Source organism: Sphingomonas montanisoli (assembly GCF_008274695.1).
In the GTDB taxonomy this organism is placed as follows: domain Bacteria; phylum Pseudomonadota; class Alphaproteobacteria; order Sphingomonadales; family Sphingomonadaceae; genus Rhizorhabdus; species Rhizorhabdus montanisoli.
Window position 1 is genome coordinate 1 of sequence record NZ_VTOU01000003.1, and the last position, 24,818, is coordinate 24,818.

Below are 24,818 nucleotides of genomic sequence, written 5' to 3' on the forward strand. Positions count from 1 at the left end.
CTGGCGGGGTGGGAAGAAATGCGATCGAGCCCCACGGCGCGCCGCTGCCCGTCTGCCACGTCCCGCCGTTCCCCCAAGCAGACCAGTCCACGAAACCATTTTCGAACGAGCCGTTCTTGAGCAGCTGGGCGCCAGCGACGACCTTGGTCGTCAACGTGGCGACATCGCCCGCGACATTGCTGATCGTGAGCGCATTTGTGGCGATCAGCGCGCCCTGCGCCGCCGTCGTCGTTTCCAGGGCATTTATCTCGCCACCCTGTGCAATGATGTCAGCGGCGATCCCGTCGATGCTGTCGACCAGCGCAGCCGCCTGATCTTCAAGATCGGCGATGACGGCTTCGGCCGCCGCGATCGCCGCCAGCGCTGCCGCCGTATCCGCATCCAGCGCCGCGAGCGCCGCCGCCTCGGCGTCGGTCATGCCCGCAGTCGCACCTGCTTCGGCGGGCTTCAAATCCTCTATCTTTGTCCCGTCCGAATATTCGACAGAGCCGTCGTAGAGCGCTCGGATATAGGGTGCATTGGTAGGGTCGTATCGGGTGGGCGGGGCAGCTTCGACGCCGGCACGGTCGTCCTGCTCCCAACGGTAGATTTCGCTCGATTCCTCGCGCAGCACCATCGGACAGGAGCCGGTGATCGAGATAAGCTGCGCCTCGACGCGGAACGGCTTGTTCACCCAGCCTGCGGCCGAGAGGGTGACGCGAACAATGTCACCGACCTTGGCATTCCAGGCGCGAGCGCCAAATTCAGCGGAGAACTTGCCCCGATATTGGCGGCGTTGCAGAACCTGTTTTGCGATGCGCTGGGCACGCGCCACGCCATCGATCAGCGGCAGATCGAGCGGGAGGACGCGATCAACGCCATCGTTTGCGGCGATCCGGACTTCTGGATAATCGACCAGCTGATAGAGGCTGTTCGCCGAAGGATCGACGTAGCGACCGCGCACGACGTTGTAGGTCTGCTCCAGATCCTCGACGGGTTCCCAGGTGCCGGGGCCGAGGATGTCGTCGTCGGTCAGATCGACGGCGACGTCCGCAAGGTCATTGTGGCGAACGATAAGCTCGAGCTTGCCGCCCGCGTCGCGGATCGCCCCGTTGCATGCGGTGCACTGCGCATCGAGGACGGCGGCGGGCTCCATGTCCTCGCCAAAGACACCGGCACCGGTGTATCGCTTTTCCGTCGAGCCGTCGGCGCGCAGGATGTCCTCGTCGCACAGGTTGGCGGCGGTGATGTAGCTGGCGAGGTTGATCCGTTGGGGCGGGGTGCCCGGCCCGACCGACAGCTTGCCGTTGATCCGCCAGCCCAGCTGATAGGTCAGCGTCTGCAGCGCGAGGTTCCGGCCTTGGCCAAGCCCGCTCGCCGTGAACGCCCAGGTCGACTGATCATTGGCACGCTGCGAGCCCGATCCACCGGGGACGGTGCTATCGAACCGCGGATCATAGACGGGAGCGCCATTGCCCACGATCGTGAGGCGAGAGGACAGACCCGAGACGAACGGGCTTTCCGCCTTCTTCGAGTTGCCCGTCCGCTTGATCCGAACGTGGATGTAGGCGCAGCCGGTGAGGCGCCGGGTCGATCCCCACTTTAGGCCGCCATTGATGGGAACGGTGTTGAGCGCGTTGCCTTCAAGGACGGGGGTTACGGTCAGATAGCCCGCATATTTGCCCTGCGGCCCGGTGCCCGGCGTCCACGCGAGAAGATCGTCGATCCATAGCTCGTCGATCGATTCCACGCGGTGGGCGGCACAGGCGATGATGTAGTCGACATATTCCTGATCGGTGCCGCTTGGCTCAACGTAGCGGATGTCCGAGCCGAAAGGGCCACGGCCGAAGACGAACTTGCGCGACGCACTCGGATTGATCGAGGCGCTTAGGCGATCGAGTTGGGATAACGTGGCTTTGGGGGACTTCGGACCGAGGCCAGCAACGCCAGCAACGGTCGAGAGCGCGGCAGAGACGCCGAGCGCGGTCACGGTGCCGATTACGGTCGTGGCTGTGGTCGACAGGAGGCCTATGCTGGCGAGTTGCCCGACACCCGGAACCACGTTCACCGCGATTGCCGCAGCGATCAGGAGCGGGTTGACGATCTTTTTCGACACTATCGGGTTCCGCAGCGCATGGCGGGCCGAAGGATGGGATTATGGGCGCTGGCCAGTTACCGCCGTCACACCCGCCATGCGCTCTCCCATTGCGCGCGAGGAACGCGGACCAACCCGTCGGGCTCGCCTGCGACGTTGCCGACGAAATAGGCGAAATCGGTCATCGCAACGCCAGTCGATCCTTCGAAAAGCACGATGTCACCACGGCGGGCGAGGGCGGGCGGGATCGGATCGCCCAGTTTGGCGGTTACGAGCGCGGGGATGCTGTCATATCCAATCTCGCGCAGGAGGCGGATGCCCGATGCCATCGAGCGGTATTTCCGCCGCAGCCCGCGCGCGTAGTCGGCGCCCGTCATGGCCTTCACCGCATTGGCGGCGTGGGTGAGGCAATCATGCGAGCCAAAGGCATATCGCTTGGCGCGGACGCTATCGAGATAGTCCGCCAGGCGATGCTCCCAATCTACCCGCCGCGTCATTGGAAGGCGTTCCATAGACCGCCGGTGGGCAGGTTGAGGCCCATGACCGAGGCGGCAAGGTTGTTCGTCTCGGTGCCGTTTGCGATGGCCACCGATGCCTCTGCCGACAAATCGCCGCTATCGAATTCGGCCTGCGAAAGATACGATCGCCCCGACGCCTGGGTGAGCGATGCGAGATAGGTTTCCGCGCTCAGGCTGATCGTCGAGCTCTCGCGCCCAAACGTGAAGCTGGGGACCGACATATAGCCGGTGAAATAGGGATCGGGCCGGCCGTACATCGCCAGCGTTGGGCTGAACATGGCTCGCCATAGGCGCACCACCCTGCCCCGCCATTTTGTCACGTCCCCGATGACGTTCATGATCTCGCTGTCGAGGCTGATCAGGCCTGAAAGCGTGAAGGTCACGGTTTCCGCCCCGCGCTCGTTCATCTGCACGTCGCTGACGTTGATCGGCTGATTATCGACCGGGCTGTAGGCGTGGCCGTCCAGATCCTCGTCCCCGGTCCCCGAGAAGGTCACGCCATAGGGGAAGTCGGTAAGGCGCATCGGGCCATCAGCGAAGTCGAGCAGCGCAAAGCGGAACGGGCGAATGACAGGCTGATCGAGCGCGGCGCTATGGGCGGGATCGAGGCTCACTAGAATGCCTCCTCGACCGCGAATCCGGGCACGGTCCAATCGCCGTCGGCATTCCAGGGCGTTGAGTTGTCGATGATGCTGCTATCGTCCTGCGCCAGCGACACGAGGGCGTAGGGCAGGCTCACCTCGACGACGGTGTTGTCCGCCACCGGGGCGCGCAGCCAGCGATCGAAGGTCAGAGTTGCGGCCCCGCCCGACGGATTCACATCGGCCATCAACCGCATAAGCTGATCATTTACGGTGATGAACTGACCAGCCTTTAGCCCGGCCGCGCCCCATCCATCGGTGACGAGTGAATAGCCAACTTGACCACCGCCGTTCGCACGGACGGTGATGCCAGTGATCTGCAGCTTGCGCACGGCGACCAACTGGAAGCTGTTCCCCCTCCCCTTCATCGCACCGAAGAAGCGGTTCCATGCCCAGAATTGCTCATCGGTAGTTAGGTCGAAGCTAGCCACCTCGGCCATCCATCGCGGCGCGGCCGGAAGCTCCGTCACCTTGCGATGGCTCGTCCATTCCGATCGGTTCACTTGCGTGGGCGCGTTGTAGCGCCAGCCCTTGCCGATGATCGTGGGACAGGTTGGAAGCGAGACGAGCGCCATCAGCCAAGGCTCCCCGGCAGACGCGGGCGCTGGATATTGCGCATGGTCTGCCCGTTCGCGGCGGAGACGAGAAGCGGTGCAGCCTCGGCGATGCCCTGCGCTGTCGCGGCCCGGGCGATACGCTCGATCTGCGCGGGATCTGTGGCGCCGCGCGCGTCGATCGTGATGTTCGGCGCGATTGTCATGCCACCGCTTGGGCGCGCCGCGTTCATCTGGCCGAGCGGGATGATATGACCGGCGCCGAGCGGGCGGAAGCCCTCGACACGCCCCGGGGCGGCGCTTTCGTTCACACGCACCGTCTGCCCGCCGGCTGTGTATCCACCCGACGCGCGGCCGAAGAAAGATCCCGCCACCGACGAGAAGGCCGACGACAGGTTGCCGCCGATGCTTCCGCCCTTGGTCGACTGCAGGATCGTGAACTTAGCGAGGAGCAGCGCAAGCACGCGCAATCCCTCGCGCTCGAAGGTCTGCCAGATCGAGCCGGTCCCGCCGAGGAAGGCGTCTTCGTAGATCGAGGCGAGAGAGCGAATCTGGTCTTCCTCGTTGCGGTATAGTTCGTCCGTAGCGCGGCGCTGCGCGTCGATGGCGGCTTTTCGGCCCTCCGCCAGCCTTGCATCGGAATCAGAGACTTGTTCTGCAATGCCGCCCGGCCGGTTGCGGATAGCATCGATAGCCGAGGTGCGGTCGCGGTCGGACGCATCGTCCTCTTTGCGAAGGCGCGCGAGCATGGCCGCTTCGGTTTCAATAGCCTTTGCGTTCTCAACGCGGGCTCGAGTTTCGGTGGCTTTGGTCGCGACGGCGCGCTTGGATCCGGCGTCTTCTGCCTCAATGCGAGCGTTCGCTTTCTGCATCAGCGTAAGCCGAAGCTGCCCCTGGGCCAGCAAATCCTTGTTGGCCTGCAGCTCACGTTGCATGGATTCGGCGCGACGATCATTTGCGTAGTTGCCGCCGAAGTTCGCCGCCCGCCCGCCCGTCGATAGCGATAGCTTGTCGATCTCACCCTGAATGCGATCGACGTTGGCTTGCGCGAGAAGGTTGTCGACGTTCTGCTGCGCCATCGCAGCAAATCGCCGGGAGCCGCTTGTCTCGTTCAGCGAGCGCAGCGCGTTGTCGGCGTCCTTGGCACGGGCCTCGAGGTCGACTAGCGAGTTGCTGAAAAGGTCTGTGCCGTCCTTCGCAGCCTTGCCCGCTTCGCCAGCATTCAGAAGATTGGTGACAAGCGGAAGCATCGCCGATGCGACGGCCAGAATGCCGGGGAGCGCAATCCCTTTCAGGGCGGTGCCGAAGCCGACGCCTGCCGCCTTCATCTCGTCGAGCGCGTCGATGACCTGTGGGCCTTGCTGTACGATGATCAGGAAGGGGGAAGCGCCGCCACCGAGTTGCACGCCCACATCGGACACTTGCCGACCGAAGTTCCTCGTCGCCGCCGCCCCGCGATCCGACATCTTAACGACCGCATTTTCTGCGCGCTGCGATGATGTCTCGATCGTCTTCGTCGTGCTGTCGAAGGTTTGGGCATAGCGCCGCATATTCGCGTCCGCCTTGTCGACGTTCGCGATGAGATCGACGACGACACTATCAGCGGTAACGGCCATGCGGGGACGCTATGGACGGCGCAGGCGGTCAGTTACCGCCGTCAGGTCAGAGGTCTAAAGTCTCGTCGCCTGCATCGTCGAGCACATCATGCACCTGCATGATACGATAGGCGATCGGCCTACCGCTCACGCCAGCCTCAATATTCACATCCACATCAAACAGGGCGCGGAAGATATTGCCGGCCAGTTGCAGCTTTTCGTGGTGCATGCGCTGCTCCGCCAGGTCGGATGCATAGAGCACCGGCAAAGCGCGCTTGTGGATACTCTCGATCACACCCCGCTCGCCACCCTTCTTGCCGGGCTTCGACGCTTCCACGCTCGGCCTTACAAAGCGAAGGAGGACTCGCGTCTGATTCTCGTCAAGCCTTGCCTCGATTTCCTTGCGGTGCTCGGCAATCTCGCGCTGGGCGACCTGCGCGTCGATGGACCGAAAGCGAAAGGCGGAACGGACCTCCCTTCCATCGGACTCAAAAACCGCAGCTTCAATAACCCCACTAGCGTTAGGATCGCGGGCAATGGCCGCCACTGCTTTATGATAGTCGGCAAGGTCGGACTTCGTCGCTCGCGGATCGCGGCCACCAGGCTTGAAATAGTTGCCAATCCTTTCCTGCAAATCACTGACGAACGAAGTCAGGATTTGCACGCGATCGATCATGTCAACTGCTGACATTCCAGGCAGGCCGCCAATTATAGGGGCGACCCACGCGACCAAATCTGCCTCAATGCAGCCCGCGCGAACTTCCTTTACGAAGAACTCACTATCGGCCTTAATCGTGGGGTGGTCGCGCGCTACAAACTTATCAAACTGCGATCCTATGCCGACAAAGCTGCCGACAAAATCGTTTAGCGCGACAGGCTCCTCGGTCGCCAACTTAATCCGAATATGCGCGCCGTCCCCCGCCATAATCTGCGTGTATGATCGTGGCGCGCCCGCGGCGTCAAGAATATCTCGGGTCGCTGTCAATGCATGTGCGCCTTCATCGCGGCCCGGAGCATGTCGATCTTCTCGGGATCTGGGGCGGGCTTCTCGCCACTGTGCCGCGCGTTCCATTCCGCCAGCATCCCGCCATATTGCCAGAAGTAGAGGTCGCGCCAGTCCACGCCCATCATGGCGCAGTTGACCATAACCTCGTCTACGCGGAGCGCGGTTTCCTTTGGCGCTTTGCCGCCGGCGCCTTGGCCGGCGCGGCTTTTTTTGGCGGATCGTAGCCCTCCACAGCGGCGCGGAGGATGGCGAGAGCAAGCGTCCACCGCTCGACGATCGGGGCGGTGTCGACGTAGGTTTCGACGAGGGACTTGGCGCGGATCGCAGAGACGTTGACCTCTGCGCCGTTCACCTCGCCCTTGCCGCCGCCGGTCAGGCCCAGGCGGATCACTTCACGGCAGTCGAAAGCCGATGCGCGGCCGAGATGCGGGTTGCAGACTACCTCGCCCTCGATGACGGCGACGCCCGCGATCAGGTCGGCATATAGCTCGATGGCGCCCTTACGGCGCTGGTTGCCGGCGGCGTCGATATAACCGCAGGACTTCTCAAGCTCGATCTGCTGGGGGAGGAGGAGCGCGAACTTGTAGGAACCGTCGGCGAACGGCAGGATGATGTCGGTGGGAAGGCTCAAGAGGCCGGCACCCACTCCCAAGTGCCATGCGAAGCGATCGCGACCTCACCAGAGCTATCACCTTGGTCGCTCAGGCTCATGTTCTGCGATGTCATCACACCGTTAAATGCGTAATGCCCCATCAGCACGCCTTCGTCGGACCCGTCACTCTTGTAGAGTTCGGCCTTGTAATCCTTGCGAATACCGAGCGCGTCCTCGAAATCCGGGATCTGCGGGACATTCACGATCCCGGAACCAGTGATATCAAGCTGACGACCGTTTGTGCGAACCGTGCGAACGGGCACAGCGCCCGGCTTCGCGCAGTCGCGGGTGAATTTGTCGGTGGTGTTGGCGGTCTTGTTGATGTTGACCGACGTGATGCCGCACAGGATGGGGAACGCCTGAGTGGGGGTCGCGCCGTCGCCCATCTTGAGCAGCACGAAATCGGGATCGTTCGGGATCGACATGCGCAGCGCTCCAAGGTTCGGAGCGAAGGCTATGGAGGGTTGGACCTGATCGTTACCGCCGTCAGGGGGCGAGGGGTTCTTGGATGTTGGCACGGTCGACGATTAGCCCGACGCGCATCGCCAACTCCGCGAAGTGCGCGCGATCGGCTACGCTGGACGCGGATTGCGATAGTTCGTCGAACTCGAATTCCATCGACCGCAGGATATAAGCGGGGATCACCTCGGCCTTGACCAGCTGGACGATGATGCGTCCGTACAGCTCAAGCTCGATGTTGGGACCGCTCACGCGCGGACCATGCCACGTCAGGAGAGGTGACGCACCCGGAAATTAACGACGGCGTGAAAGGCGCTCACCTCTTCCGGATCCTGCAGCAGTTGTGACCCTGTCCATCGGAACTTGCCCGCCGCGCCGCCGCCTAGGTCGAGCGATCGGCCATCCAGCGCGCTGGCGAGAGTCGCGCCGATGGCGTGCGCCTGATCCTCCGCGGTGATTGATGGCCCGCCATTTGCAAACGCGTGAACCGCGATCGTGACTTCGCCACCATCTACGCACGCCGCGCGCACCGGGATCGCAGACGGCGCCCCAAGCCGAATGAAGGGAAACGGCGCATTTGCCGGCTGCTGCTGCGGGAAGATGCGAGCGGACGGCACGATCGCTGTCACTGGCCCGGCCGCCTTCACCGCGATCAGGATGGCGCGGCGAATTCCGAGGGTGCGATCACTTGCCACCGTTACGCCTCACGACCGCGGATACGGCATCGCCGACCATCTGACGCACCTCGTCGCGGTTCTTTGCAACAGACGGACGCATGAAGGGCCGCTCAGCCACCTTGGACGTGCCGAACTCGAGCGCCGCCGCGTACGGCGCGTTGGCGCTGACCTGGACGTGGAGAGGCCCGACAAGGACCGTCTCAATGGAGCGGTCAAGCCGGTGCGTGTCGGCGTTTGGCGCCTCACCCGGGCGGGAAGCAACGTGGCCCTTCCCGCTGACCGCACCTGCCGTGATCGAGATAGCCGCATCGGTCGCGATCAGGTCTCCGGCAACGTAGAGAGCTTGGCCCATGAGGCGCACGGCCTCGGGGCCGGTGATCGAGTTGAGCCGCCGCTTTACGGCATCGACGCCAGTGACCTTTGCCATTCCCTACGATGCGCGCACGGTTACCACCCAGATACCGCCGTCAATCTGATCACAAAGGGGTTGTGTGCCGCGCGGCTCGCCTTAATGAGCCCGCTGCGAATCTGCCGTCCCGATTGAAGGCGGACGTTCGCCTCCCCCGACGGTCCCGGTTGCCCAATCAAAAGCCGGGGCCGTCATATTCGCCGTCAGATTTAAGCAAATCGAATGATTTACCTGCAGAGCGGACGAATCGTTGGGGTGCGGCATGATTGATCAGAACGACTGGAGCGCACGCGCGCGTGCTAAGGCAATGCGCGCGGAAGCCATTGCCGCCGTGGGTGTTGGTGGGGCAGTCGTGGTCACTGTGCTGCTTTTACTAGTGGCCTACATCTAGGCCCTTCGCCCGCGTCCCGCATAATAGACGCCCATGGGGTCACGCTCGATCTGGCTCACGTGCCACGTCCCGACATGGGGGCCGGCGAGAACCTCGACCTTGGCGTCGGTGTCGATCGTGCCGCTGAGTGTTGCAGCGAGGATCAGGAAGCGGACATCGCCCGAGGCATAGCCCTCCGCGCGCATAGCCTCGGTCGCGACGTCGATCTGCGCCTGGCAGTCGCGTCGAACCTCGACACCGGGCGAGACGATTGAACCGCCAGCGTCATACTCGGTTTCGGTGAAGGTGATGACTTGGGCCGCGTGATAAGGGCCTCCGAACATGGCTGAGATGCCCTGCGCGATCCCCGCGAACATGGCGGGCACGTCCATCACAGCGACCATGGCGGAAGCGGGCCAGCGAAGCCGTTGTACGCGCCGCAGTAAGGAGCGCCCCCTGCCCCACCCGAGATGCGCGGGCCGGCCTTGTTGCGCGCCAGCGCTTCGGAATACTCGAGCCCGTAGCGCGTCGATGCCCAGCCCCCGGCGATCTGCGCCTTCACCGCATCGCTGTTGAAGGAGACATCCATCGCGCCCGATTTGAACCGCTCGACGCCCGCCGGGATCTGCCCGCCGCCGCTCGCCGCGCCCAACCCCTCGCGCGCCATGTGGTGGGCTGCAGCCGCCATTATGCTCGGCGCGTAGTCCGCCTCGATCCAGCTTTCGTCGACGTAGCGCTTGGCGTCATCAATCCAGTAGTCGACGATCGTGTTGTCGACGCTGGAGAACGCGGGGTAGCGGGCCTTTAGATTGGCTGCGGTGGGGACGGTATAGGCCATACCGCAACGTCGATCAGAGCAGTTGAGGTTGCTACCGCCGTCAACGGGGTGGCGGCGTCTACCGATTTCTAGCCTAAACTAACCGGCAAAATAGGCCGTCGCCACGGCGCCGCCGGACGCAGCCGCCAACAATGCGAGCAGCAGGCCCGCCATAGGCCGCCGCCCCTCCTGCGAGCTTGGCTCGTCGATCGATCGGCGCGTCATCAATTCATAGGCCTCATACGCGCCATCCCAGTCGTCGCGTCTGGCTTCATCAATGATCTCGCGAATTCGCGCTTCTTGTTCGACGGTAAAGACAGCGTCGTTCACAAGAATTCTTTATCGTGCATGTAGAGCCTCCGGTTCATCCCCTGGCGCATTGAGCGCTCGTGAAACGTTCACTCGTCCAAGCGCCTTCATTTGGCAAGGGAAGATGACCACGCAAACGATTACAAATTAGTTATTCATTTATTGCCAATGTTTGTGTTACCAGCCCAATGTCGCCCGCTTCGCTGCAATCTGCTGTGCGATGAAGATACGACCAGCGTCGCTGTAGTGGGTCGTTTCGCGCTGCTCGTAGCGTTCATCCTTCGTGTGTGCCGCCGCAGTCGTCCCAAGATATCCGCGCTCACTTGTGTTGATGACGTTAGTCGTGCGCGTAAGGACGTTCACATACTCGCCGCTAGCGAACTTCATCGGCCCGCCGCCGATTTCGCTGCATGCAAAGGTCGTGGCACTGTTGTTGATGTCGCTAACCAGCGTGCCAGCGCGCGAAATCTGCCGAAAGCGCCACGGCACCACCTTATTGGCGAAGTCCTGAACCTCCATCGGTTCGGCCGGGTCATAGGCGTCGATCATCGCTTGCCACACATTGAGGAAGCGGGCGCCATAGGTCGCGGCCAGTGCCGCGTTCAGCGCCACGATCGCGTCATAATTCGCGGTGCCGACAAACTCGGTAGCCGTGTTGATGTTCGCGACCGACAGGACCAGATACCGATCATGGGGAATCGCCGCCACCATTGCGGCAATGTCAGCCTGTACCGTCGCGCCCTGACTGTAGTTGTTCCGCCCAGCCATGATGGCGATTTCTCGGTCGAATAGCGCGTCGTTGAGGAAGCGTGTCCGGATGGCCGTGCTCTGGTCGTTCTCCGCTCCGCAATTCAAGACACGCTTGCCCGTTAGCGCCGCGAGATGCTGCGGGATCGATCGGCCACCGGGGAACGATGCTCGCGACACGAGACTATCGCCATAGACGGCGATATCCGGAGCCGGGCGCTTCGTGGTGAAGGGGCGCATCTGCGTATCGGCGATCTGGGCGGGGATAACATCGATCCGCTCGATCCATCCCTGCCATGCATTGCTGAACCCAAGTCGCGCGGCCGTCGTGGTGATCTGCTGCAGCTTCGTCGATACCTTCACCGATCCGCCGTTCGCCACGACGCGCCGATCAGTGGCGCTCCACGAGACTGCCTCAAGCGTGCTGGACAGGCGGTTGCCCTCACCGAGCGAATATGTCGCCTCGTTCCCGCCCTGGTTGTTGTGCGAGAGCCCTTGCGTGAACGTCTGACCACGCTGCAGCGGGGCGCCGCTCTGGATCCGCACAAGAGCGCCGTTATTCGGCGTTCCGTAGCTATATCGCGACCGCACCACCATCGTCCCGGACGCGCCAGCGAGCGCCGCAAGAAACCCGGCGGCCGTGCTGAAATTGTCGGCGTTGCGCACGCCCGCTGAACCGGTCGAAGGGACGTAGCTTGTTGGTCCCGGAATCCCGAAGGCGGCCGCCTCAAACTGGACAGCGCGTGGGCTTCCGGCAACGGTGATGTTGACCGTGCCCGCGGTGTTGGTCCAGATCGCAACCCATTTGCCATGCAAGGCAGTCCTGCCTCCAACGGCACCCCAAGTGTTGTCGGCGGGTACGACTGCAAAGGTTGCGGTGCCTTCGCTGATGGTGGCGCTTCCGTCGAGTTCCGCGCGATCGGCGATCCATAGCGTGTACCAAGTCGCCGCAGCCACCGTTACCGCCTGCGTGACCGGCGCGCCGCTGTTTAGAAACAGGTTGGTGGCACTATGCTCCATCAGGGCGCCACGACCGGGCGAGATGGCGGGCACACCATCTTCGAATGTGCGAAATGCGTAGCCCGGCGCGTTATCGACCGTGAGGTCGGTCTTCGGGCCGGTACGCGAGAACGTGATCAGGCTCGCAAACGAGCCGCCGGCATAGCGATCGTTCGCGAAGTCCGTGACGACGCTGGCCCCGAGAAGGGGGAAGGGCGTGACGTCAGCCGAGCGGGTCGCGCCCAGATCATCCTCCACAAGAAGAGACCAGATGAGCGCACCGCCTGAGATATCGCCCGCAAGGCGCGCGCGGCGAACCGATCGGTCGCTACCAACCGCGTTCGCGGCGATGATGTCGAGTTCGGCCTGCGTTGTCGCCTGGATGTCGATCCGAGTGTCGCGATAACCGTCACCCACACCCGGCTCATATTCCCGCAGCACGACGGTGGAAACGGGATAGGGAAGCCCGCTCGACATCACGTTGCCGTTCACAGTCGAGAAGCCGGGGGCGCCGTCGTTCAGCACCTCCACCTTACCGGTGGTCAGGCCGTTGATCTTCGCCTGAAAGGGGCGGCCCTGAACGCCCGAGGTAACGGAGAGGGAGAGCGCGCCGAGTGCCATAGCGCGGAGGGTGCCGGGAACGGGCTGGGACAGTTACCGCCGTCAGCCGAGACGGCAACGAAAAGGGCCGCTACCCGAAGATAGCGGCCCGAGTGTCCCAGGGAGGGGGGATAGGTTAGAACTTGGCGGCTTCTTCGCGCGCCAGTTCGATTGCCGACTTGATGTCGTCGTTCGTGGCGCCGTCCTCGATCGTCACGCCTTCGGCTTTGGCGATGTCGAGCAGGTCAGCCTTATTCTTGCCGGTGAGCGAAACGGGCTCGGCCGCCTTCGATCCACCCGGCTTGCCATCGCCATCGCGATCGAGCGCGGCGAGCTTGGCCTTGAGGTCCGCGACTTCGGCCTCCAGTTCGGCGATGCGCGCCTTGTCGTCGCCATTGTCGGTAGCCTCGTCCTGCTTGCGGCCCAGATCGGGCAGCGGCTCGACGATCTTGTCCTTATCGAAGGTCTCCGACTGGCCGGGCTCGAGCCAGACAGTGGTGCCGTCCTTTAGGCTGACACCGCGAGCGGCGGGGGCGAAATTCGTGAGCTTCATCACCGTCTCCTTAGATGCCGTCGCGGTAGACGACCGCCTTCGGTAGGCGGATCTCGGTGCCGCCGACGTTCATCACACCGCCGACCGAGAACAGCATGTCGTGCGCGCGGCGCGGTTCGAGGAAGGTGTGGTCGCCAGGCAGATGGAAGCGAGCCACTTCCTTGCTGTTGTCCCACGCCATCATGCGGTCGGTGCTGCTGGCACCCGCGCCGGCCAGTTCGCGAATATTCGTGAACTCGATCGAGCGGCCACCTGCGGAGCGATCACCGCGGATGAAGTCGATGATGCGGCCCGAGCCGTCCGTCATGCGGGTCTGCTCGATATAGCGCAGCTTGGCCGTCGGCAGCGCGACGGTGGTCGCGGTGTGCGTCTCCGCCGTCTGGGTCTCGACCGCGTTCACAGCGCCCCAGATGTCGGCGCTGATTTGATCCGGCGTCTTGTTCGCCCAGGGCGTGGTCGAGCCGGTGCCAGTCGCAGCCACGTTGGCCGTGGGCACGTTCGGATCGTTGATCAGGCCGGTCCAGCCCTTCTCCGACACGGCTGCGCCGGGCGTGCGGCCGGTCATCGCGACCGAGCGCTTGAACACCTTGGCCACCATCGTGGCGTCGGACGCCTTCTCGCTGTCGAGCGAACGGCCCATCTTCGCGGCGCGCTGCATCTCCTGCACGCTATACTCGTAACCGATACCGGCGAGGTGGAAGCCGCGAACGTTCTGCTCGTTCAGGCTACCCACATACGGCATGTCCATGCCCTTGCCGGACAGGAACTCGGCGCGACCGACCATATCGCGGCTGTAGAACACCGTGCCGATGTCCCACATGTCGCCGTCTTCGTTGACCTCAATCAGGCCGGTCAGTTCGAAGTTCGGATACTTGCGCGAATAGACTTCGCTCTCGATGCGCCACAGCTGCGGCGTGAGGAAGGCGATACCGATCTGGTCGTTCGTGTAGAACTGGTCGACCTTGTCGCGGAAGCCATCGACGAACTGGTCATCGTGAGCCTTCCACGCTCGGAAGTCGATCTTGCCGGTTGCGGCGTCAAGAAACTGCATGGTCGAGGCCCCCTTAGCGCTTGGCCAGCTTGACGAGCGCGCCGCTCGCAGCCGTGGTGTCGAAGAACCAGCCCGGCAGGATGGTGTTGCCGGACGAGGAGTTGGTGAAAGCGCCAGCGCTGGTGACGTAGGCCTGGTCGCCCGGCGCCACCGTTGCCGCCGCCAGAACCCAGATCACGCCAAGCGTAACGATCGGGGCGGTGGCGTTCTGCGGGAACGTGTCCGCAGCGCCGCCAGCGATCGGGCTCAGCGCCTCGTGGTCGCGAACTATGCCGAGGAGCTTGCCTGCCGTCGGGGTGGCCGTGCAGCCGTGGTCATTGGCACCGCGGAAGGCCGCCTTGCCAAATGCCACGCCCGCCGAATCCTCGACGGTGCGCGAGATGATGTTCTTCGTCTCAGCGTTGACGACGAGACCGGGATAGCCGGGAGCCACCTGGTCGGTGTAGTTGCTCTGAAGGATAGCCACTTTCCAGTCTCCTTAGGCGGCGTTGCGCTGGGCGCGGAGGCGGTCGCGGAGCGCGGCGCCGTCGGCAATGTTGATGGGCTGCTGGCTGATTGCGTCGCGCAGCGTGTCGGTGGCCTCGACCTTCACGTCCTTCGTCAGGACAGCGAAGGAGGCGGCGACCTGGGCATCATTCCAGCCCTTGGCCGCGTCGCCCATCTTGGCGCTGACGGCGGCGGCCATGATCTGGCCCTCGTCCATCTCGTCAGTGACGTTGATGCCGAGCGCCTTCGCCTTGCTGGCGATCTGCGCATAGGCCTTGGCGGCGTCGCGAAGCTGGGCCGGGGTCGGGCGCGCATCCTTGAGCGCCTTGTTCTCGGTTTCGAGCGTCGCCTTATCGGTGGTCAGCGAGGCGATCTGCGTTTCGAGGCCTTCAACCTTGGCGGTTGCGGCGTCGCGGGCGGCAAGGATCGTGGTGATCGTCGCAATCGCGGTGTCGGCATTGCCGACGTCGACGGTCAGCCCGTCGATCATCATGGTCTTCACGGGCTTCTCCTGGGTGGTGAGACTGTCGAAAAGGGGCTGCGGGGCGCTGGCGCAGGGGGCCGCGTCTTTGATGGCGCACTCGGATCCGGCGCGGCCGCGATCGACGAGAGCGACGTGATTGCCGAAGATCGTCTTCTGGCGCGCCTGGCACTTGGTGCCGTCGGCGGCGGTGAAGTCGCCAAACTCGAGATCGGCCGAGTAGCCGTTGCTCAGCTCGCGCTTGCCACCGTTGACCTTGGCGATCGCCTCGGCGTCGGTGAGCAGCAGATCGAAGGCGAGATAGTCGCCGTCGCGCATCGCGCCCATGACCGTGCCGCGCGCGTGCTGGCGCCAGTTGTCGGCGGTGACAGCCTCGCGAGGGTGATCATCGGTGACGGGCTTGCCGATGAACGAGCGCGCCGAGGCCGCATCGAACACGGTCTGATCGTCGCGCAGCACATGGACGAGCGCGGTGTCGCGCAGGCCGTGCTTGTTGTCGGGATCTACCTCGCGGCCGGCATACTCATAGGTGCCGGTGCGCGCCGCCTTCGCCCGAACGGCGAGAAAACCGTCTTGCGTTCGGCGCGGCGCGTCCAGCACAAGGGTGTCGGCGAAATACATGCGCGGCATCGTGCCGACGCGGGAGAGGCGGAGTTACCGCCGTCAGGGGGGCATATGTCGGACGATCGAATGCAAGAACTTGTAGAGCGGAAGAGGGCCGCGATGCGCGCCCAGGCGGAGAGGGATCGGGAGCAAGCCGAAAGGGAATCGGCAGAAGCCGAGAATCAGAAGCGGGTAGCGGCCCTTTGGAGAGAACAAGAGCCGGCAATGATGGCGGCGCTCGATGCTGTGAATGCAGCGTTTCAGGGGTTATCCACGGCAATCCACCAATATAGCAGCAAGCCGGCGAGCTACCCTCACATTGCGTATAAGGAATTTGGCCTTACGAAGGCGCGTATTGCGGGAACTCTTCAAACGTTGAACATCAATGTGGGTCATCATGGGCTTGTCGATGTTGCAATGGGCACATCGCATCAACGCCCCATCAAGAGCCAAAAATTTCAGCTTGAGGACGCTGACTTCGAGAAGTGGAAGAACGTTTTCCTCGACTTTATAGAGGTCAACACACCCGCTAGCCCAAGCTGAGGACGGCTTGGCTGCGACATCCGCAGAACGGCAGTGTTCCCGGCAGATCATCCGGCGGCGGCAGCACCCCGTCGCCGGCCAGCGCCGCGGTGTCAGCATAGACCTTCCCGTCCCGCGCGATGTGTTCGGGGCGGCCGTGCTTCTTGTGGGACCAGCGCCACTTCCACGTTCGGATCCCTGCTTCGGCGCGGCGCTCGCGATCGAGGGATGACGTCAGCTTGACCAATTGATCAGAGGCGATCCGGAGCGACCGCTGGCGAGACAGTCCGACGGCCTCGCGCAGTTCGCGGGCGATGTCGCGGGCTGGGCGGTTATCGCGCATGCCGGCGAAGACGATGTTCGCGATGCGCTGGCGGGCCTGATCGCTGACATCGGAGATGAGCGACGTGTTCCAGGCGATGCTATCCCGCACCGACTGCGGCGTGCCCGACGCGAGCAATACTGCCTCGATGTCCACATTTGTCGCAGACAGGACGGCGCCGCGCCACTGGCCTCTATGCCAAGATTCGACGCGAGCAGCCCACTCTCGAAGCTCCGGGAGAAGCTGCAGCACGAGGTCGGACAGTTCGCGGCCGATGGCGTCGAGGAGGTCAGACAAGCTGCTGATGCTGTCCGTGATGAGGTCCGGCGCTCCGATGGTTAGGTGCGAAGGTTGACCGTCGCGCATAGCGATCGAGCGCTCATACTCTGCCATGATCCGGGGCAGGACGGCGGCCCATGCGTTCACGACGGGCCTGTAGCAGCGCGCGAACAACGCCTGCGCCAGCATCCCCGGCGGCGCGATCGGGCGGATGTCGATCGTCTTGCGGCGGGGGTTCTGCGATCGGCGGACTATGGTGGAGAGGTCGTAGCGCATCAGCGCGCCCGAACGATGAACCCATGCCGGGCGAGCAATCCGGTGCCTATGTCCGACACGCGATCGGCAACCTCAAATGAAATAAATGAGGCGACGACGCAGGCGAAGGTCAGCGCGAACAGCGCGGGTCGCAACCACCACCGTGGGCGGAGGGATAGCTGCACGGTGATGATCACAGACCGCCCTCCCGGATTTCTTCGAACACCTCAGGCCCGAGGACGATCTTGCCGCGGTATGGCTCGATCGTCGACACATCGACCGGCTCGCCGGTGAGCGAGATGTGCGGCTGATAGTCGGGGTGGTCCCATGACGCGCCGGCTTCGCGGATCGACATGTTGCGCCACGATAGATCGGTCGACGCGAACAGCAGGACGGCTGTGCGATCACCCAACGGTTCGACGACGCGCGGGCCGCCGGGGCTAATGACGATCTTGCCGTCTTCGCCCATCCATCCGCCGCCCATTTTGATCCAGTCCACAGGGGTGCGGCTGAACGCGATGGTGACGTGCAGATCGTCCTGCAGTTCGGGAAGCCCTTGATCCTTGGCCCATGCCTTGATTTCGGCGACGTTGACGACCTTGCGGCTCACATAAAGCGTGCGAGGCAAGGCATCGTTCGCGGCCAGGCGCTGGCCAGCCTGAAGCGCGCTCGGGTCTTCCTCGTTGGCATCGTCGTCGTTGCTGGCGTTGAGGCCGAAGCGTTCGTCTTCGGGGATCTCCGCCAGCGCGCCATCGAGGCCGGGGATCCAACCCTTCTCGGAAAGCAGGTTCTGATACCCCTTGGCGAATGCCTCGTCAGGGATCGCGCCCGATGTCCGCACCTTGTCCATCGCATCGGCGGTGGCCTTGAACGTCTCGGCCTCTTCCTTCTCGCTGGGCGTCGAGAGCGGGGCGAACTCCCACCAAACCTCGTCATCGGGCGCGCCAAGAGCCGTGGGCACGAGCACGACGTCAAGCTGATCGATGCAGGGCCGCAGGTCCAGATCCTGCCGCGCCTTGATCGTTTTGTGCCAGAGCTCGATGTCCGATGCGCCGGTCGAGTTCTGGCCGTCAGGCGACTTCCCGAGCATCACGGTCGCAGGCATGTCGAACGCGCCGCACACCATGGCGAGATAGTTGTTGTTGATGTCGGGGATGCCCGCCCAAGTCATCTGGCGATCCTCGATCGTCTCGCCACCCTTCGTGCCGTCGCCGCTGTCGTAGAATGTGACGCCGAACATGGATTCGCCCAGCGCCATCGCCTTCATGCGGCCAGCCATCATGGCTTCGCCATCTTTCGATGATGCAATTTGGGTGAAGTTGGGGATGCCCACGCGCCGGTTGCGGGCGTCCTTGATCAGTGCCGCGAAACCGTTCTGCGCCGTGTCGCTGTTCTGCACGGCGTCGAGCACGGTCTGAACCTTGCTGTCGCCCCAGAACTGCTCCTCCCATGATCCGCCGCGGATGTCCGGGATCGGGTCGCCACGGAAGGCGATGACGCGCGAGGGGTGGATGTTGACGGGCAGACGGCCGCCGGTGTTCAGCGTGTAGAAGGTCGGATAACCATACCATTCGTCCGCCGGGTCGGTGCGCATCGGCCCCAACGTCAGCCGCGACTTGTGCCACACATGAAGGCTGCGCAGCTTGCCGGGGATATCGGGGTTGATAGGAGCGTCGGGGCGATCGTTCCCGATCCACATCACCATCGCGGCGCCGCCGAGGCCGCGCAGGGTTTCCGCGCGCTTGAGCTTGTTCCACAGGTCCAGCTTGCGCTCTAGCGCCTCAAGCTTCTTGATCTGATCCGCGTCCGCCTGCCAGTTCCGGCGCTCGCGCACCATCTCGGTCGCGGGCTTGTCGATGCCTTTGCGGCACAGCCAGGACGCGCGATAGGTCGCTTCGATCTCCACGTCGGAGAGGCGGCGGAAGAGGTAGGCGTTGTAGGAACGCGGGTCGCGGCCGGTGCCAGCCCCGGTCAGCGCATTTACGATGCCGTCGGCGAACGGGGTGTTCATGCGCGAGAGGGTGGGCGAGGGGGATGGCGGGAGTTACCGCCGTCAGGGGGATGTGTCAGCTAGTCAGTACCGCGAAGTTCTGGCGCATAAACTCGGCGCACTTGACGTTGTAAGTTTTGGGCCGGTCCGGATCGCCGTATTTGAGAAAGCTCGACATTGATTGTCGGATTAGGTGAGTTTCAGGGGCAGGCACATCATAGATTGTGCCCAGGACTTCACGCGCGTTCGCAATTTCACCTTGCCGGAGCATCTCAATATTAGGACGGTGAAAGCCGAAGCCGAGAAATGCGATCCTATTCGCCCAAGCCACATACTCTTCGACAGACCTAGTAATTTTGGGATCCCTCGTCGACTCGCTAAAGGTTTGGATATTTTCCCAACTCGATGTCATGAAGTTAGGCGTAGGTATGCCGAAGTCGACGCCGTTGCTCGCAGGGGTTTGCCACGGCAGCATGCCGAGGGTTCCGTAGGGATGCACGATAACCTGCCGCGCCACGATCTTTCGGGCTTCATCGCCGGGGATTCCATATGCAAGGGACAGAGCGGTTGGAAGGAAGTGCTCTAAACAGCGGTCATAGTTGAACGATATAAAACGGACATTCTCGAAAATGTCCTCGACGCGGCTTCTCGAAACGTTCTCAGTCAACTGCTGAGCGAGGCCATGTAGCCACGTCCCTGCACAGGCGTCGGTAGTCGACATGAGGGGGGAATCTGCCTCAGCGGCTATGATGGCCTGAACAATCCCAATTTTGCCTACGATTTCGGCATCCGCCGATTCCTGCTGCTCTATAACGTTGTCTATCGAGCGGCCGATGCTCGCGGCTTGAGCTATTCTCCTCCCACCGCTGACAAGCGCTTCAAGCCGCTCTTTATCGCCATCCGCCAACGTCCTCAAAGTGCGCTCGACTACGATATTTCCTTGATCTAAACCCTGGCGCTTCCAATGCAGGTTCACGTTCTTGGCAATGCGCTGAAGAAGGGTGGGGCCGCTCGGAAAGTTGAACTCGCAGCTCGCCCCCGCGCCGATGACGAATAGAGTGCGCGTTCTGAACATTTGAGTACCCTCTCCCCAGCCACTCGCGTGCACTATTTTGCAATCTGCCGCCAGTGGCGCTTGGCTCTAAGATAGCCACGCCGACGCATTGTAGGCGGTCTGCTTGATCAGCGGCGACACCGCATACCGAACCGCATCGATATAGTGGTTGTTCGCATCGACAAGCACTGGCAGCACATCTCCGGTCAACCGATCTACCTTGTAGCTGTAGAGGCGCGCCTCGCTGATCGTTGCCTTGCATCGCGGGTGGATGACGATCTCGCGGAACGAGCGGAGAAAGCGGATGCCGTCGTCGACGCTCCCCTGCCACTTCGGCGCGGGCTCGGCGCGGCGTAGTCCTGATCTGGTGAGGATGCTGATCGAGCCAGGCGACGCGCTATCCCAGCGGCTCACATAGTCGGCATAGCCGGGGATGGCGTCTGACACCTTGGCGCCGATCGCGTCGAGCTCGATCCCGCGCCCACCGGCCTCGTGGCTGATGTAGAGCGTGTCGCCGTGGATATAACAACGCACGGCCGCGGTCGGATCCTGGGCATAGCCGAAGTCGCCGCCCTGATACGGGCCGTCCCAGCTATCCTTGGGCTCGAACTCCTGCACCCGCCATTTGCCGGCCAACACCTGCGCATCCGAGTTGACGAGATAGCCGCCTTCCCAAACGTGATGATAGGTCGCTGGGTCAAGGCGCTCCTGCTCGCGTCGCCGAAGCTTATCGAGGCCGGCGGGGAAGAACGGGTTATCGAAATGGTTCACCTCTGCCGTGATCGCGTTGTCGGGCGGATGCTTCCGGAACCGCATATCGACTGGGCTTCCCTCAAGCCGGGGGTTCCAGAGCGCCCATAGCTCGGATTTGGGCTGGCGGAAGACGGTGGCCTCGAGTGCCAGCCACGACGTTTCCGGCACGTCTTCGGCCTCCTCCACGATCGTCAGGTCGATCTTGGCGAGCGACTTCACCGACTGCACGTTGCGGCGCAGGCCGCGGAAGAGGAAGTGGGTGCCGTTCGCGCCGCGCAGATAGTCGACGCCGACATCATAGTGAGCTTCCAGCCAAGGCTCAGACGCGATGGCCGCCTTCAATTCGGCGTGGAACGATTCCGAGATGCTAACCTGAAACTCGCGAGTGCAGAGGATACGCAGCGGCTCGGCATATCCCCAGATCGCCGCCATCTTCGCCGCATTGAACGACTTGCCCGATCCACGCCCGCCGTGGAGGTTTCTATATTGGAACGTGCCGCGTTCGGGCGCGAAAACGGGAACTAGCTTAGGCGGTAGTTCGATCGTGGCTTCCGTCATCCGGCCGCCTTGATGATGATGGTCTTGGGCGCGAGCGAGCCGTCAGGGTTGGAGTGCTCCACCTTGTCGACGAACATGCCCAGATGGCGCGCGACGTTTTCCAACGCCTTGCCTTGGTCCTGCATCTTGATCTCGAAGCCGTCGCGGGTCTGCTTCACGCCAGCATAGAGGAGGCGAGCGCCGCCCTTGAGTTTGCGGGTGTCGAGGCCGTGGATATGCGCCTGCCCCTCGCCGAAGCACTTGGGGCAATCGGCGTGCGGATCGGCGCGGCGATCGTAGCCATAGCCGCCATCATCGGTCGGAAGTTCGGACGCCTCGCCAGCGGCAACCGCAGACAACGCCGTCGCGAACTCCTCGGGGTCGATCCATTGATAGGCGTGGTCGACACCATGGCAATGACGGCAGCAGGTGCGCCGAAACTGGATCAGGTCGTTCGGATCTGCGGTGGCGATGTCCCACCATCGGCGGAGAACCATCTCCTGCGTGATCTCGGCCTTCTCGGACAGGCGGGCGCGACCTTCAGTGATGGCGTCGGCGACACAAGTTTTCCCAAGTAGCTCGGGCCCAATGCGATCAGCCGTGCGCGCGCTATACCCTGCCCGGATCGCGGCCTGCGTCGCGTTCAGGTCGATCAGATATTCTTCGACAAAGCGCTGCTGCTTCGGGGTCATGTCCGCCCCCTGTGCTTGGGCTTCGAGAGGATGGTCGTCACCACCCCGTCGCGGATCATGGCGCGATGGCCAGAGCGAAGGCGGATGGAGGGCGCGTTCATGCGGACGGCCATCTCCGCGACCGGGGAGGATAGCTCAGAGCGGATGTGCTCCATGTCGATGCCGTAGACCCTTTCGAGGAATCGGAGGATGGCGTGATCGCTGACGGTGACGGCGGGTGCGGCTACCGGCTCAGGTTGCGACATGGCCCGCCCTTTCCGGTCTCGCGCATGTGGGCGGCGCGGCGGGCGTAGAGGTCTTTGCCCCCGCTGATCTCGATCCACTTGTTGAGGAGGTCGGAGCGGGCGCCGTAGAGACGCTCGACGCGGCGATGGCCACCCTTGACGAACTCGTCGGCGAACTCGGCCGGCGGGGGCGGCATGATCCGGGTGGACGGGGGACGATAGGCGATGCTCATGCGTCGATCACTCCAAGGTCGCTTTCGCGTGCGAGTTCGATGAACTCCTCGCGAACGGTGGGATTGGCGCGGTTCCAGGCGCGGGTGATCGCCATGAGCAGGTCATGCTCAGGGTCGTCGCGGTCGAAGAACTGGCGCTGGCCGAGGCGGGCCTGCACCTTGAGGGCTTCGCTCCGCGTCTCCTCGGGCGTCCAGTGCTCCGCCCCGGCGCGCTTGAGGATTGAAAGGCGCTCGTCGGCGGGCAGCGCGAGCGCGCTGGCATGGTGGTCGATCGAGAGCGTCTCGTCCCGCATGTGGGGAGGGAATGCCTCAACGACCGCGATCACAGCCTTGAGGCGCTTCGGCGCAATCCCAAGATTGTCGGACAGGAAGTCAAACCCCGCCTGGGTGAGATGCCCTTCCGCGTTCCCGCGCTCGAGCCATGCGGACAGGCGCCAGTCGACCGCGACACGCTCGGCGGCGAGCCCCCTGCCCTCGTCCAGCCATGCGTCGAAGCCGACGGCGGGCGCGGCGGGTTTGATCGTAGCGAGCGCGTTCATGCTTCTTCCCCCTCGATGATCGGCGCGGGATGAGCTGCGGCGAGTTGTGATTCGGTGATCCAGCCCTTTACGAGAGCGGCTTCGGCGGTGGCGCGCGGCCAGGCGCGGATTTCGTCGAGCGGGATTTCCTCTGTCTCAGCGAGGCGCGCTGCTTCGCGGGCGGCGTGGTCAGCGGCTTCCGCCATCTTGCGCAGCCGCCATTCCCGGCGTGAGCGGGTCGCGGCCAGCGGCAGGATGAAGGCGCGCAGTTCACCGGCCGATCGTGGAAAGAACCGCTTGCCCGGCACGTTGACGTAGGCGCGGCAGGCTTCCTGCAAGATGTCGGCGGGGACGTCGGCGAGGTGGTTTCGCAGGATCGCGAACGACGCTTCGGCCTCTGCCCCATGCTCTTGCTTCACGATCGTTGCCGAGCGTAGGCCGAGTAGGGTGGACTTCACGAAGTCGGCGCTGGCCGGCACGAGCAAGGCGCGGTGTTCGTCGGCGGCGGCGAGCAGCGCGGGCCCATCCTCGGGACGCACGAGCGTGGCGTCGAAGTGATCCGCGTCGAGGTCAGCGCGATACCGCTCAACCGTCTTCGAACATTCGCTGGAGAAGCGGATCGCGATAGGTTTCGCGGGCTTGGTGGTCGTTTGCAGGGCGGTGGTGGCCATTGCGGCGGTCCTTCGGTACGAAAATTGTTTCCCAGGTTCGTTCGATTGCGCGGTCGACCAGCTCACCCGGTGGCCATCCGGCCTCAGCGCCTTCAGCCAGGGTCTTGACGATCCGGTCGTAGGCAATCCGGGTCAGAGCCTTCTTCCGCTGCTGGCAGAAGGTGTTCCAAGAACCGATCCCGACCCCGTCTGGCGGACCAAACCCGGCGGCCTTACGCGTGAGCGCGACACCGCACGTGGGGGTGAGCGGGGGTTGGGGTTCTTTGGGGGTCTGGGGGTCTTTAGGGGAAGGGGGAGAGAGGGGGAGTGAATCGGGGACAGTCCCGCCCATGTCCCCAGCTTGTCCCGGGACGGTCCCGGGAATGTCCTCACCATGTCCCTGCTGGTCGTTTGCGGCCGCGCGCTGGCGGCGCTTCTTGTCGCGAGCTGCAGCGCGCTTCGCGTCGATCAAAGCCTGCACGGACTCGATCGCCTCCACCGCCAGCGCAATTGCTTCCGGAGTAGCGCCGGCGGCGGCCATGCTGCGGATCAGCGTAGAGATGTTGACGCCCTCAGTAGGCATCACGGAGCCTCTTCTGTTCTGCAGCGAGGAGATTGGCGGAAATGCGAGCGACCTCGCGGGCACCTTCGTTGGCGATCTTGTCCTCAATCATCGCGCGGGCTTCGGCGGCCGGCACGCGCTTGGTGTCGACGAGGAAGCTATATTCGGGGAGGTGCTCGGGCGGGCACCATGCACGCCGCGCGGCCCCGCCTTTCCCACTCGACCCAAGTTTGCAGCCAGCTTCGCGCTGGCGCTCGACGAGCGACGGATCGGCTGCACGGCGGCGGGCCATGCTGGCGCGACAGGCTTCGGACAGCGCCTCTCGCTTGGCAGGATCGGAATAGCGCGCGCGTGCGGCGGCTGATTTCAACTGGCAGGCGACCGGGTTGCTGGCCACCTTCGCCATCGCGGCAGTGTGTGATGCTCGACCTTCGGGCGTCGCGAGGTATGCGCGGCGGACAGCACGTTTGCGAGCGCGGACCTCGGGGGATCGTGCAGCGCATGGGCCGCAATGCTTCGCGCTCCGTGCCGCGCAGGCGTCTCGGTTCTGGCAATGAGGGCGCATCGACGATTCTATGCGCTCATCGGCATGACGTGTGCCAGCGCCTTCGCGTTGCATCTCAATC

At 63.6% G+C, this 24,818-nt stretch carries 34 protein-coding genes; 2 read left to right on the top strand and 32 right to left on the bottom strand.

The genetic code is table 11. The annotated features are described in order from the left end of the window. The 12 genes from FYJ91_RS11095 to FYJ91_RS11145 form a co-directional block, all read right to left on the bottom strand. A partial coding sequence (locus FYJ91_RS11095) for a phage tail protein (protein ID WP_149522379.1) occupies positions 1-2,095 on the bottom strand: 2,095 nt, incomplete at its 3' end. Positions 2,096-2,160: 65 nt separating this feature from the next. Next, entirely contained in the window at positions 2,161-2,571 is a 411-nt protein-coding gene (locus FYJ91_RS11100) for a DUF6950 family protein (protein WP_149522380.1), read from the bottom strand. Beyond that, on the bottom strand, positions 2,568-3,206 hold the full coding sequence (locus tag FYJ91_RS11105; protein WP_149522381.1) for a hypothetical protein: 639 nt from the start codon (positions 3,204-3,206) through the stop codon (positions 2,568-2,570). The genes FYJ91_RS11100 and FYJ91_RS11105 overlap by 4 nt, the downstream gene beginning before the upstream one ends. Next, entirely contained in the window at positions 3,206-3,808 is a 603-nt protein-coding gene (locus FYJ91_RS11110; protein ID WP_149522382.1) for a hypothetical protein, read from the bottom strand. Before FYJ91_RS11110 ends, FYJ91_RS11105 begins: the two co-directional genes overlap by 1 nt. Next, entirely contained in the window at positions 3,808-5,403 is a 1,596-nt protein-coding gene (locus FYJ91_RS11115; protein ID WP_149522383.1) for a phage tail length tape measure family protein, read from the bottom strand. The genes FYJ91_RS11110 and FYJ91_RS11115 overlap by 1 nt, the downstream gene beginning before the upstream one ends. A gap of 46 nt (positions 5,404-5,449) precedes the next feature. Further along, positions 5,450-6,367 carry a hypothetical protein gene (locus FYJ91_RS11120; protein ID WP_149522384.1) on the bottom strand — a complete coding sequence of 306 codons (918 nt, stop codon included), beginning with the start codon at positions 6,365-6,367 and terminating at the stop codon, positions 5,450-5,452. Beyond that, positions 6,364-6,528: a hypothetical protein gene (locus tag FYJ91_RS20610; RefSeq protein WP_164857146.1), complete on the bottom strand. Its 165-nt coding sequence runs from the start codon at positions 6,526-6,528 to the stop codon at positions 6,364-6,366. Before FYJ91_RS20610 ends, FYJ91_RS11120 begins: the two co-directional genes overlap by 4 nt. Before the next feature lie 8 nt (positions 6,529-6,536). Beyond that, complete coding sequence (locus FYJ91_RS11125; RefSeq protein ID WP_181008465.1) at positions 6,537-7,019, bottom strand: GTA-gp10 family protein; 483 nt, start codon at positions 7,017-7,019, stop codon at positions 6,537-6,539. Continuing rightward, on the bottom strand, positions 7,016-7,465 hold the full coding sequence (locus tag FYJ91_RS11130) for a hypothetical protein (protein ID WP_149522386.1): 450 nt from the start codon (positions 7,463-7,465) through the stop codon (positions 7,016-7,018). The genes FYJ91_RS11125 and FYJ91_RS11130 overlap by 4 nt, the downstream gene beginning before the upstream one ends. Positions 7,466-7,526: 61 nt before the next feature. After that, on the bottom strand, positions 7,527-7,751 hold the full coding sequence (locus tag FYJ91_RS11135) for a hypothetical protein (RefSeq protein WP_149522387.1): 225 nt from the start codon (positions 7,749-7,751) through the stop codon (positions 7,527-7,529). Between the two features lie 17 nt (positions 7,752-7,768). Next, positions 7,769-8,194, bottom strand: a complete 426-nt coding sequence (locus FYJ91_RS11140; protein ID WP_149522388.1) for a DUF3168 domain-containing protein — start codon at positions 8,192-8,194, stop codon at positions 7,769-7,771. After that, the gene (locus tag FYJ91_RS11145; RefSeq protein ID WP_149522389.1) at positions 8,184-8,603 is read right to left on the bottom strand and encodes an HK97-gp10 family putative phage morphogenesis protein; all 420 of its coding nucleotides are present in this window, start codon (positions 8,601-8,603) and stop codon (positions 8,184-8,186) included. Before FYJ91_RS11145 ends, FYJ91_RS11140 begins: the two co-directional genes overlap by 11 nt. A gap of 244 nt (positions 8,604-8,847) precedes the next feature. Between FYJ91_RS11145 and FYJ91_RS21010 the strand changes: the two genes are divergently transcribed. Further along, on the top strand, positions 8,848-8,976 hold the full coding sequence (locus FYJ91_RS21010; RefSeq protein WP_281290600.1) for a hypothetical protein: 129 nt from the start codon (positions 8,848-8,850) through the stop codon (positions 8,974-8,976). On the opposite strand, the gene FYJ91_RS11150 is transcribed toward FYJ91_RS21010, so the two are convergent. From FYJ91_RS11150 to FYJ91_RS11185, 8 genes are all read right to left on the bottom strand, one after another. Beyond that, positions 8,973-9,347: a hypothetical protein gene (locus tag FYJ91_RS11150; RefSeq protein ID WP_149522390.1), complete on the bottom strand. Its 375-nt coding sequence runs from the start codon at positions 9,345-9,347 to the stop codon at positions 8,973-8,975. The two genes, FYJ91_RS21010 and FYJ91_RS11150, sit on opposite strands and share 4 nt — an antisense overlap. Continuing rightward, a complete protein-coding gene (locus tag FYJ91_RS11155; protein WP_149522391.1) occupies positions 9,347-9,793 on the bottom strand; it encodes a DUF4054 domain-containing protein in 447 nt (148 codons plus the stop codon). The genes FYJ91_RS11150 and FYJ91_RS11155 overlap by 1 nt, the downstream gene beginning before the upstream one ends. Positions 9,794-9,871: 78 nt before the next feature. Next, a complete protein-coding gene (locus FYJ91_RS11160) occupies positions 9,872-10,102 on the bottom strand; it encodes a hypothetical protein (protein WP_149522392.1) in 231 nt (76 codons plus the stop codon). A gap of 156 nt (positions 10,103-10,258) precedes the next feature. Continuing rightward, positions 10,259-12,448, bottom strand: a complete 2,190-nt coding sequence (locus FYJ91_RS11165; RefSeq protein WP_149522393.1) for an SGNH/GDSL hydrolase family protein — start codon at positions 12,446-12,448, stop codon at positions 10,259-10,261. Between the two features lie 115 nt (positions 12,449-12,563). Further along, positions 12,564-12,980, bottom strand: coding sequence for a hypothetical protein (locus FYJ91_RS11170; protein WP_149522394.1), 417 nt, complete (start codon positions 12,978-12,980; stop codon positions 12,564-12,566). Positions 12,981-12,990: 10 nt separating this feature from the next. Then, on the bottom strand, positions 12,991-14,031 hold the full coding sequence (locus FYJ91_RS11175) for a DUF2184 domain-containing protein (protein ID WP_149522395.1): 1,041 nt from the start codon (positions 14,029-14,031) through the stop codon (positions 12,991-12,993). A 13-nt stretch (positions 14,032-14,044) separates the two neighbouring features. Further along, positions 14,045-14,497: a structural cement protein Gp24 gene (locus FYJ91_RS11180; protein ID WP_149522396.1), complete on the bottom strand. Its 453-nt coding sequence runs from the start codon at positions 14,495-14,497 to the stop codon at positions 14,045-14,047. A 12-nt stretch (positions 14,498-14,509) separates the two neighbouring features. Continuing rightward, on the bottom strand, positions 14,510-15,619 hold the full coding sequence (locus FYJ91_RS11185; RefSeq protein WP_149522397.1) for a DUF2213 domain-containing protein: 1,110 nt from the start codon (positions 15,617-15,619) through the stop codon (positions 14,510-14,512). 102 nt (positions 15,620-15,721) lie between these two features. Between FYJ91_RS11185 and FYJ91_RS11190 the strand changes: the two genes are divergently transcribed. Then, on the top strand, positions 15,722-16,144 hold the full coding sequence (locus FYJ91_RS11190; RefSeq protein WP_149522398.1) for a hypothetical protein: 423 nt from the start codon (positions 15,722-15,724) through the stop codon (positions 16,142-16,144). Here FYJ91_RS11190 and FYJ91_RS11195 read toward each other — a convergent pair. The 12 genes from FYJ91_RS11195 to FYJ91_RS11240 form a co-directional block, all read right to left on the bottom strand. Further along, positions 16,131-17,000 (bottom strand): phage minor head protein, encoded by an 870-nt coding sequence (locus tag FYJ91_RS11195; protein WP_219822588.1) that lies wholly within the window; start codon positions 16,998-17,000, stop codon positions 16,131-16,133. The two genes, FYJ91_RS11190 and FYJ91_RS11195, sit on opposite strands and share 14 nt — an antisense overlap. Continuing rightward, entirely contained in the window at positions 17,000-17,176 is a 177-nt protein-coding gene (locus FYJ91_RS20615; RefSeq protein ID WP_181008466.1) for a hypothetical protein, read from the bottom strand. The genes FYJ91_RS11195 and FYJ91_RS20615 overlap by 1 nt, the downstream gene beginning before the upstream one ends. Further along, entirely contained in the window at positions 17,173-18,990 is a 1,818-nt protein-coding gene (locus FYJ91_RS11200) for a phage portal protein (RefSeq protein WP_149522399.1), read from the bottom strand. The genes FYJ91_RS20615 and FYJ91_RS11200 overlap by 4 nt, the downstream gene beginning before the upstream one ends. 55 nt (positions 18,991-19,045) lie before the next feature. Further along, a complete protein-coding gene (locus FYJ91_RS11205; protein WP_149522400.1) occupies positions 19,046-20,044 on the bottom strand; it encodes a hypothetical protein in 999 nt (332 codons plus the stop codon). 66 nt (positions 20,045-20,110) lie between these two features. Then, positions 20,111-21,334 carry a PBSX family phage terminase large subunit gene (locus FYJ91_RS11210; protein WP_149522401.1) on the bottom strand — a complete coding sequence of 408 codons (1,224 nt, stop codon included), beginning with the start codon at positions 21,332-21,334 and terminating at the stop codon, positions 20,111-20,113. Then, positions 21,331-22,005: a terminase small subunit gene (locus tag FYJ91_RS11215; RefSeq protein ID WP_149522402.1), complete on the bottom strand. Its 675-nt coding sequence runs from the start codon at positions 22,003-22,005 to the stop codon at positions 21,331-21,333. The genes FYJ91_RS11210 and FYJ91_RS11215 overlap by 4 nt, the downstream gene beginning before the upstream one ends. Beyond that, a complete protein-coding gene (locus FYJ91_RS20620; protein WP_181008467.1) occupies positions 22,002-22,250 on the bottom strand; it encodes a hypothetical protein in 249 nt (82 codons plus the stop codon). The genes FYJ91_RS11215 and FYJ91_RS20620 overlap by 4 nt, the downstream gene beginning before the upstream one ends. Next, positions 22,229-22,462, bottom strand: a complete 234-nt coding sequence (locus FYJ91_RS11220; protein ID WP_149522403.1) for a hypothetical protein — start codon at positions 22,460-22,462, stop codon at positions 22,229-22,231. Before FYJ91_RS11220 ends, FYJ91_RS20620 begins: the two co-directional genes overlap by 22 nt. Then, positions 22,459-23,001, bottom strand: coding sequence for a hypothetical protein (locus tag FYJ91_RS11225; protein ID WP_149522404.1), 543 nt, complete (start codon positions 22,999-23,001; stop codon positions 22,459-22,461). The genes FYJ91_RS11220 and FYJ91_RS11225 overlap by 4 nt, the downstream gene beginning before the upstream one ends. Next, complete coding sequence (locus tag FYJ91_RS11230) at positions 22,998-23,651, bottom strand: hypothetical protein (RefSeq protein WP_149522405.1); 654 nt, start codon at positions 23,649-23,651, stop codon at positions 22,998-23,000. Before FYJ91_RS11230 ends, FYJ91_RS11225 begins: the two co-directional genes overlap by 4 nt. Then, a complete protein-coding gene (locus FYJ91_RS11235) occupies positions 23,566-24,213 on the bottom strand; it encodes a hypothetical protein (RefSeq protein ID WP_149522406.1) in 648 nt (215 codons plus the stop codon). Before FYJ91_RS11235 ends, FYJ91_RS11230 begins: the two co-directional genes overlap by 86 nt. Further along, positions 24,203-24,598 carry a hypothetical protein gene (locus FYJ91_RS11240; RefSeq protein WP_149522407.1) on the bottom strand — a complete coding sequence of 132 codons (396 nt, stop codon included), beginning with the start codon at positions 24,596-24,598 and terminating at the stop codon, positions 24,203-24,205. Before FYJ91_RS11240 ends, FYJ91_RS11235 begins: the two co-directional genes overlap by 11 nt. Positions 24,599-24,818: the final 220 nt, after the last annotated feature.

Bases quoted from the DNA above. Each gene is read 5' to 3' on its own strand.
- FYJ91_RS11100 (WP_149522380.1), bottom strand. From the start codon at position 2,571: ATGACGCGGCGGGTAGATTGGGAGCATCGCCTGGCGGACTATCTCGAT.
- FYJ91_RS11110 (WP_149522382.1), bottom strand. From the start codon at position 3,808: ATGGCGCTCGTCTCGCTTCCAACCTGTCCCACGATCATCGGCAAGGGC.
- FYJ91_RS11115 (WP_149522383.1), bottom strand. From the start codon at position 5,403: ATGGCCGTTACCGCTGATAGTGTCGTCGTCGATCTCATCGCGAACGTC.
- FYJ91_RS20610 (WP_164857146.1), bottom strand. From the start codon at position 6,528: ATGGTCAACTGCGCCATGATGGGCGTGGACTGGCGCGACCTCTACTTC.
- FYJ91_RS11130 (WP_149522386.1), bottom strand. From the start codon at position 7,465: ATGTCGATCCCGAACGATCCCGATTTCGTGCTGCTCAAGATGGGCGAC.
- FYJ91_RS11145 (WP_149522389.1), bottom strand. From the start codon at position 8,603: ATGGCAAAGGTCACTGGCGTCGATGCCGTAAAGCGGCGGCTCAACTCG.
- FYJ91_RS21010 (WP_281290600.1), top strand. From the start codon at position 8,848: ATGATTGATCAGAACGACTGGAGCGCACGCGCGCGTGCTAAGGCAATG.
- FYJ91_RS11150 (WP_149522390.1), bottom strand. From the start codon at position 9,347: ATGGACGTGCCCGCCATGTTCGCGGGGATCGCGCAGGGCATCTCAGCC.
- FYJ91_RS11155 (WP_149522391.1), bottom strand. From the start codon at position 9,793: ATGGCCTATACCGTCCCCACCGCAGCCAATCTAAAGGCCCGCTACCCC.
- FYJ91_RS11165 (WP_149522393.1), bottom strand. From the start codon at position 12,448: ATGGCACTCGGCGCGCTCTCCCTCTCCGTTACCTCGGGCGTTCAGGGC.
- FYJ91_RS11170 (WP_149522394.1), bottom strand. From the start codon at position 12,980: ATGAAGCTCACGAATTTCGCCCCCGCCGCTCGCGGTGTCAGCCTAAAG.
- FYJ91_RS11175 (WP_149522395.1), bottom strand. From the start codon at position 14,031: ATGCAGTTTCTTGACGCCGCAACCGGCAAGATCGACTTCCGAGCGTGG.
- FYJ91_RS11185 (WP_149522397.1), bottom strand. From the start codon at position 15,619: ATGTATTTCGCCGACACCCTTGTGCTGGACGCGCCGCGCCGAACGCAA.
- FYJ91_RS11190 (WP_149522398.1), top strand. From the start codon at position 15,722: ATGCGCGCCCAGGCGGAGAGGGATCGGGAGCAAGCCGAAAGGGAATCG.
- FYJ91_RS11195 (WP_219822588.1), bottom strand. From the start codon at position 17,000: ATGCGCTACGACCTCTCCACCATAGTCCGCCGATCGCAGAACCCCCGC.
- FYJ91_RS11200 (WP_149522399.1), bottom strand. From the start codon at position 18,990: ATGAACACCCCGTTCGCCGACGGCATCGTAAATGCGCTGACCGGGGCT.
- FYJ91_RS11205 (WP_149522400.1), bottom strand. From the start codon at position 20,044: ATGTTCAGAACGCGCACTCTATTCGTCATCGGCGCGGGGGCGAGCTGC.
- FYJ91_RS11210 (WP_149522401.1), bottom strand. From the start codon at position 21,334: ATGACGGAAGCCACGATCGAACTACCGCCTAAGCTAGTTCCCGTTTTC.
- FYJ91_RS11215 (WP_149522402.1), bottom strand. From the start codon at position 22,005: ATGACCCCGAAGCAGCAGCGCTTTGTCGAAGAATATCTGATCGACCTG.
- FYJ91_RS20620 (WP_181008467.1), bottom strand. From the start codon at position 22,250: ATGTCGCAACCTGAGCCGGTAGCCGCACCCGCCGTCACCGTCAGCGAT.
- FYJ91_RS11220 (WP_149522403.1), bottom strand. From the start codon at position 22,462: ATGAGCATCGCCTATCGTCCCCCGTCCACCCGGATCATGCCGCCCCCG.
- FYJ91_RS11225 (WP_149522404.1), bottom strand. From the start codon at position 23,001: ATGAACGCGCTCGCTACGATCAAACCCGCCGCGCCCGCCGTCGGCTTC.
- FYJ91_RS11230 (WP_149522405.1), bottom strand. From the start codon at position 23,651: ATGGCCACCACCGCCCTGCAAACGACCACCAAGCCCGCGAAACCTATC.
- FYJ91_RS11235 (WP_149522406.1), bottom strand. From the start codon at position 24,213: ATGCCTACTGAGGGCGTCAACATCTCTACGCTGATCCGCAGCATGGCC.
- FYJ91_RS11240 (WP_149522407.1), bottom strand. From the start codon at position 24,598: ATGGCGAAGGTGGCCAGCAACCCGGTCGCCTGCCAGTTGAAATCAGCC.